Annotated in this window: 1 protein-coding gene; it reads left to right on the top strand. The window is 61.8% G+C overall.

Annotated features, from left to right (window positions below; all coding sequences use genetic code 11):
* On the top strand, window positions 1-7,919 hold a 7,919-nt coding region (locus tag H7C86_RS36245; protein WP_182263454.1), incomplete at both ends, for a non-ribosomal peptide synthetase.

Genomic DNA, 7,919 nt, shown 5'->3' with positions numbered 1-7,919 from the left:
TGGGTGAGATCGAATCCGCGTTGGTCGGGTGTGCGGGTGTCGCCCGTGCAGTCGTGGTCGTGCGGAAGGTCGAGCATCTCGGTGATCGCATCGTGGCGTACGTAGTACCGGAGTCCGGGGTGGCGCTCGAATCCTCAGCGGTATCGGAAGAGGTCGGTCAGTTCCTGACTGCGTACATGGTGCCGGACGCGGTCGTCGTGATCGACGCGATTCCGTTGACACACGCCGGTAAAACGGACGTGCGCGCTCTGCCTGACCCGATCTTCGAGTCGAGAACGCACCGCGCTCCGGCGACCGAGATGGAAAGAATTGTGGCGGGTCTGTTCGCCGAGGTCCTTCGTCTTGACGAAGTCAGTGCAGACGACTCCTTCTTCGCGCTCGGCGGAGACTCGATCATGTCGATTCAATTGGTCTCTCGCGCAAAGACATCAGGGATCGTTTTCAGCCCGCGCGATGTTTTCGAGCACAAGACGGTCGTGGCGATCGCCGAGGTTGCTCGTCATGCGGACGTGGTCGAGGAAATAGTTCTCGAAGAACTGGAGGGTGGGGGAATCGGCTCGATGCCGATGACGCCGATCGTGCGATACATGTCGCAACGACCCGGTGGGTTCAACCGCTTCACCCAGACCATGACCCTGGAACTCCCCGAAGGCATCGACCGCTCCGGCATCGTTTCGACGATCTCGGCTGTTGTCGAACACCACGACATGTGGCGATCGCGTGTGGTGGACGGCGATCGCGGGCGTGAGATCGAAGTGATGGCGTCCGGCGCGGTCGATGTCGACGCACTGGTCCATCACATCCCGGTCGATCCCGCGTCGAAGGCAGACGAGGTGACTGCTCTTGCGTCGCGCGAACTCGATTCGGCTCTGGGACGTCTCGATGTGGACGCCGGCACGATGCTGCAGTTCTTGTGGTTCGACTTCGGTGCCGGGCGCAGCGGCCGACTTCTCGTCGTTGCCCATCACCTCGTCATCGACGGAGTGTCCTGGCGCATCATCGTTCCGGATCTCATCTCGGCCTGGGCCCAGATCTCGAACGGCAGTGCCCCCACTCTGACGCCGGTCGGAACCTCGATGCGGCGTTGGGCGCACGCGTTGGTCACCGAAGCGGAGTCCGAATCGCGTAAGGCTGAACTTCCTTACTGGGAATCGGTTCTGTCTGGTTCGGATCCTCTCCTCGGTTCACGCGCGTTCGATCCACACATCGATGTGTCGGCGACTCTCGAGACGGTGTCGGTCGAGGTACCGGCCAATGTCACCGAGTCCATCTTGACGGCTCTGCCTCGGGCGTTCCGAGGCGGCGCCAACGACGGTTTGCTGACAGCGTTGGCACTCGCAATGGCGCTGTGGCGTGCCGAGCGAGACGTCGACGCGTCCTCGGCGCTGATTCAGTTGGAGGGCCACGGGCGTGAGCAGTCGATTATCAGTGGCGCCGACATCTCACGAACGGTCGGCTGGTTCACGAGCGCTTTTCCCGTTCGACTGGACTTGGCGGGCGTGGATCTCGCGGACGCGATCGCCGGCGGTCCTGCCGCAGGCGAGGCTGTCAAGTTGATCAAGGAACAACTGCTCGGCGCCCCGGACAAGGGCGTTGGGTACGGGCTTCTGCGCTACCTCGGAGAGGAATCGTCCCGCACGCTCGGGGCGCATGCAGACGGTCAGGTCAGCTTCAACTATCTCGGCCGAGTCGCCGGTGGGGAATTGCCGGAAGGCCTCGAACAAGTCGGGTGGCTCCCGGTGGGCGACCTCGGCTCCGTGTCCGCACCGGGTGATGCGGACATGCCTGCCAACAAGAGCATCGACATCAATGTGATGGCGGGAGATTCGTCGGACGGAATGGTGCTCAACGCGTCGTTCGCATATCCGAGCGGCCTCCTCTCCGCGCCGGAGGTCTCACGATTGTCGGAGTTGTGGGTGTCGGCTCTCGCTGGACTCGCGGCACACGTGGACCGACCGGGTGCGGGTGGGCTTACCCCGTCCGATCTGCCACTGGTCGATCTCGACCAACGTGCGATCGCGAAGATCGAACAAGATTTCGCGGACGTGGCCGACGTCTGGCCGCTGACGCCGTTGCAGAACGGAATGCTCTTCCACTCGATGCTGGCCGAAGAATCGGTCGACGTCTACACCATGCAGATGGCACTCGATCTGTCCGGCGCCGTCGACGCAGATCGTCTTCGCAGCGCGGCGCAGGCCGTCATGGACCGACACGAGAGTCTTCGGGTCGCGTTCGTCACCGATGATGCAGGCCGATCGGTCCAGGTTGTGATGGATCGGGCTCCTGTCCAGTGGAATGCGATAGATCTCAGCGGTATCGAGAACAAGGTTGAACGAGAGTCCGAACTCGCCCGAGTCGCCGCGGCGGATCAGGCCGACGAATTCGACCTCGCCACACCGCCGTTGATGCGGTACACCCTGGTGCGATTGACCGGCGACACTTTCAGGCTTCTCGTGACCAACCATCACATCCTTCTCGACGGCTGGTCCATGCCTTTGCTCATGAAAGACCTTCTGGTCCTGTACGCAACGCACGCGGACCCCTCTCTGCTGCCGCGAACAAGGTCCTATCGCGCGTTCCTGTCTTGGTTGGTCGCTCAAGACTCGGATAAGTCGATGGCTCGTTGGGCCGAGGTATTCGACGGATTCGAGGAACCGACTCTGGTGACTGCCAAGGCCGGCACCACCGAAATCACCATGCGTTCACGGGAGATCGCGGTCGACTTCTCGACCGCGACGACCAGTCGGATCACCGAACTCGCCGGCCGAGTCGGCGTCACCGCCAATACCGTTGTCCAGGTTGCCTGGTCAATTCTTCTGTCTCATATGACAGGGCAGGACGACGTCGTGTTCGGTGCGACCGTTTCGGGTCGCCCGCCCAGCCTCAACGGCGTCGAGTCGATGGTCGGTCTCTTCATCAACTCGCTTCCGGTCCGAGTCAGGATCGACAAGTCGGCATCGCTCGAATCGCTCCTGACCGATGTCCAGTCCGAGCAGGCCGATCTGCTCGATCATCACTATGTTTCGCTCGCCGATGTTCAGCGAACGGTCGGGCTGGGAACATTGTTCGACACGTTGGCCGTGTTCGAGTCCTATCCGGTGGACGAGGAAGGTCTCGCGGCCCAGGCGCAGGCAATCGACGGTCTACGGATCGACGGGCTGCACGCAGACGATACGACGACGTTCCCGTTGACGCTCATGGTGACTCTCGACAGTTCACTGCACTTCGGCGTGAAGTACCTCCCGGATTTCTTCGAGCATCAGCAGGTGCAAAGTCTGGTGGACCGGCTCGTTCGCATCGTCGAAGCTATTGCCGACGACGCGACGAAGCCTGTCGGAGACATCGAACTGATGACCGAGCAGGAACGCTCGCTAGTCCTCGACGGCTGGAACACCACGGCGCACGAGATGGCTCCGACGGATCTCGTCGAATTGTTCGAGAAGCAACTTCTCCGATCGGTGGAGTCCACCGCACTCGTCTTCGAGGGAACCCACACGACCTACACCGATTTCGGCGCCCGCGTGCATCGTTTGGCGCGAGTCCTGATCGCCGAAGGTGTCGGCGCAGACTCGTTGGTGGGCATCGGTATTCGGCGTTCGGAAGATCTACTTATCGCGATCTACGCAGTCCTTGCTGCCGGTGGTGCGTACGTGCCGGTGGACCTGGATCAACCGGCCGAACGCGTCGAGTACATCCTCGACGCAGCAGATCCGGTGTGCATTCTGAGTACGACACGTGACGCGATGTCTTCGACGACACGGCGTGTGATCACCATCGACACGATCGACACCACAGCAGTGCCGTGCGGGCCGATCGCCGACGAAGAGCGCTCGGCGCCCATCGAGCCGGATGACCTCGCGTACGTCATCTTCACATCGGGATCGACGGGCCGCCCCAAGGGCGTCGCGGTCAGTCATCGTTCCATCGTGAACCGCTTGGCTTGGATGCAGTCGGAGTACCCACTCAGCGGAACCGATTCGGTGCTGCAGAAGACCCCTGTCACCTTCGACGTGTCGGTCTGGGAGTTGTTCTGGCCGTTGCAGGTCGGCGCGCGTCTCGTCATCGCTGTGCCGGACGGTCATCGGGATCCCGAGTATCTGGCCAAACTGATCGAGGCGTACGACGTGACGATCACGCACTTCGTGCCTTCGATGCTCGAAGTGTTCGTGGACGATCCGGCAGCAGAGCGCGCGTCGTCGTTGAACCACGTGTTCGCATCGGGTGAAGCACTGCCGGTGAACACCGCTGCGCGGTTCCGTTCGGTGCTTCCGAATGCGAAGCTGCACAACCTCTACGGACCGACGGAAGCAGCCGTCGACGTCACCTATCACGCTGTCACCGCAGACGACACCATTCTGGTGCCCATCGGCGCCCCGGTCTGGAACACTCGGGTGTACGTACTCGACAGTCGTCTTCGCCCTGTTCCGGCGGGTGTTGCAGGCGAGCTGTATCTCGCGGGTGTTCAGCTCGCTCGTGGCTATCACGGTCGTACCGAACTCACCGCCGAGCGCTTCGTCGCCGATCCGTACGGCGACCAGGGCACAAGAATGTACCGAACCGGCGACCTCGTGACGTGGAGCTCGGCCGGTGAACTCGAGTACATCGGCCGTACCGATTTCCAGGTCAAATTGCGCGGACTCCGTATCGAACTCGGCGAGGTCGAATCGGCGCTTCGCGGACACGATTCGATCGCGTCTGCAATTGTCGTCGTGCTTGGTGAACATCTTGTCGGCTACGTGGTCCCCGCCGGCTTTGCGAGTGTCGACATCGACGAAACGCGGGCACATCTCGCGGCTCGACTGCCCGAGTACATGGTGCCTGCCCACCTCGTCGTGCTGGACGAGATGCCGCTCAATGCTTCGGGCAAGCTGGATCGAAAAGCATTACCTGAACCGGTCTTCACGGCCGGAAGTGAGTTCCGGGCTGCCGATACCGAATCCGAATTGATTCTGGCCTCGATCTTCGCCGACGTCCTCGGCGTGGACCAGGTAGGTGCCGACGATTCGTTCTTCGCGCTCGGAGGCGACTCGATCATGTCGATCCAGCTCGTTGCAAGGGCAAAGGCACAGGGCCTCCGATTCAGCGCGCGCGATGTCTTCGAGCGCAAGACCATCGCGGGACTCGCGGAAATCGCCGAGTCGGTGCTCGACGATGCAGTTGTTCTCAGTGAACTTCCGGGTGGCGGAATCGGCTGGATGCCGTTGATGCCGATTGCCCATTGGATGTTGTCGCGCGGTTCCTACCGCACCTTTGCGCAGACGATGATTCTGGATCTGCCGGTCGGTATCACCGCGGGAGTCCTCCAGTTGACACTCGCAGCGCTGATCGACAAACACGACATCCTGCGCTCGCGCCTTCTCGACGACGACAGGGGCTGGGGTCTCGAGGTCGGCGGGTTGGGATCGATCGCCGTCGCCGACACGATCGAGCGGATCGAACCCGCTGCGGGCGACGCCAACGTGGCGTCGGCCGTTCAGCTCGCTACACGTTCGCTGGATCCATTGTCCGGGGACATGATTCGTTTCGTCTGGGTAGACCGAGGGCCGGAGAATGTCGGTCAACTCGTTGTGATTGCCCATCACCTCGCCGTCGACGGCGTGTCGTGGCGAATCATCATTCCGGATCTCGTCGCTGCGTGGATGCAGGTCGCCGCGTCGTCGGAACCCGCATTGCCGGCCGTTGCGACTTCGGTGCGTCGTTGGGCGCATGCGATTGCCGAGAACGCGCACAGCGAAGACCGGTTGGCGGAACTTCCGTACTGGGAACGCACGCTGACCGGCGGCGATTCGTACCTGGGGTCACGCCCGTTCGATCCGACCCTCGATGTGATCTCCACCCTCGATTCGATTCGCGTCGAGGTATCGCCCGAGGTCACGGACGCGTTGCTCACCATGGTGCCGAAGGTCTATCGCGGCGGTGTAAACGATGGATTGTTGACCGCACTTGGCATGGCAGTGGCCAAGCTGAGGCGCGAAAAGAGCAAGGCAGCAGGGTCTTTGCTGGTACACCTCGAGGGCCACGGGCGTGAGGAAGAGGTCATCGAAGGCGCGGATCTGTCGCGGACCGTCGGTTGGTTCACAACGGAGTTCCCGCTACGAATCGACATCTCCGATATCGATCTCGACGACGCTCTTGCCGGCGGTGTCGCGGCGGGTCGTGCGCTCAAGCTTGTCAAGGAGCAGGTGCTTTCCGTGCCGGACAAGGGAATCGGCTTCGGAATGCTGAGATACCTCAACGAGGAGACTGCTGAAGCGTTGTCAGCGGGTGCCAGTGCCGATATCAGCTTCAACTACCTCGGCCGTATTTCCGCGGGCGAGGTGCCAGCAGAAGCACTCGGACTCGGATGGATGCCCAGCGACGTTCTCGGTGACGTCTCCGTCGCGCCTGACGCGGACATGGCGGCAAACGGTGTGCTCGACGTCAACGCAGTAGTCAGCGACGGCCCCGACGGTCCGGTTCTCGGTGCATCCTTCGGATTCGCGAGTGGAGCGATCTCGCGTGAGGACGTCGAGTTGCTTGCCTCTTACTGGAAGGAGTCGCTGAGTGCGGTTGCAGCACATGTGAACTCGCCTCTCGCTGGAGGATTGACGCCGTCCGATGTGCCATTGGTGTCGATGAGTCAGACACAGCTCGACCGTCTGCAGGCAGGGATGCCGAACGTGGCCGACGTATGGCCACTGGCACCGTTGCAGCGAGGCTTCCTGTTCCACGCGATGCTCGCGGAGGCATCACTGGACGTCTACTCGATGCAAGTTGTCCTCGAGCTCTCGGGCAACGTGGACGCGGATCGTCTGCTGTCGGCAGCTCGAGCTTTGACGGAACGTCATCCGAACCTGCGCAGCGGCTTCGTCCTCGACGAAGACGGCAATTCGCTTCAGGTAGTCGCGGACGAGGTCGATCTTCCGTGGCGCGAGGTTGATCTCAGTGCGATCACCAACGGGGCCGAGCGTGTCCAAGCTCTCGATCAGTTGCTGCGTGACAATCAGTCGGCACGGTTCGACATGTCCCACCCGCCGCTCACGCGATACCTGTTGGTGAAGACTGCCGATCGTCGATACACGCTGGCTGTGGCCAACCACCACATCCTCCTCGACGGCTGGTCGCTCCCGCTGGTCATGAAGGATCTGCTGACGCTGTACGCGACGCGTTCGGATGCATCCGTCCTTCCGCGGGTTCGTTCTTACCGCACGTATCTCGAGTGGTTGGTTGCGCAGGATTCCGCTCGGTCCTTGAATGTCTGGCGACGGGCGCTCGACGGACTCGAAGAGCCGACGACTCTCGTACAAGCCGACCGTGGCCGAACCATCGATGCACGTTCGGGCGAGTCCGAGGTACAGGTGGACGAGTCACTCGCGGCCGCACTTACTTCTCTCGCAGGTGAATTGGGTGTCACGCTCAATACCGTCATCCAAACTGCGTGGGGCGTGGTGTTGGGACGATTGACCGGCAGGAACGATGTCGTTTTCGGTGCAACCGTCTCGGGTCGGCCGCCGCAGGTTACCGGAGTCGAGTCGATGATCGGGCTGTTCATCAACACCGTTCCGATTCGGATTCGGTTCGAGGAGAACGAATCACCGGCTTCACTGTTGACGCGGGTTCAGCGTGAGCAGGCGGAACTGCTCGATCACCATCACGTTCAGCTGGCCGACATCCAGCAGGCGATCGGCGCGGGTGCGCAGTTCGACACGTTGACGGTGTTCGAGTCGTATCCGATCGATCAGAAGGCGCTCGCAGCAGGCGCAGCGTCGATCGACGAGATGTCCGTCGAAAGCATGCATGCCAACGACAACACTCACTTCCCGTTGACACTGATGATCACCGCCGGGGGCGGAATCGAGCTGACCTTCAAATACCAGCGCGACGCCTTCGACGAGGGTTCGGTTGTGGTGTTGGGTGAGCGTTTGGTGCGTGTGTTGGGT

The sequence above is a fragment of the Rhodococcus sp. UFZ-B548 genome (genome assembly GCF_903819475.1).
GTDB lineage: Bacteria > Actinomycetota > Actinomycetes > Mycobacteriales > Mycobacteriaceae > Rhodococcus_F > Rhodococcus_F erythropolis.
Note: the sequence above shows the minus strand (reverse complement) of the source record. Positions and strands in the feature narration are given on the sequence as shown.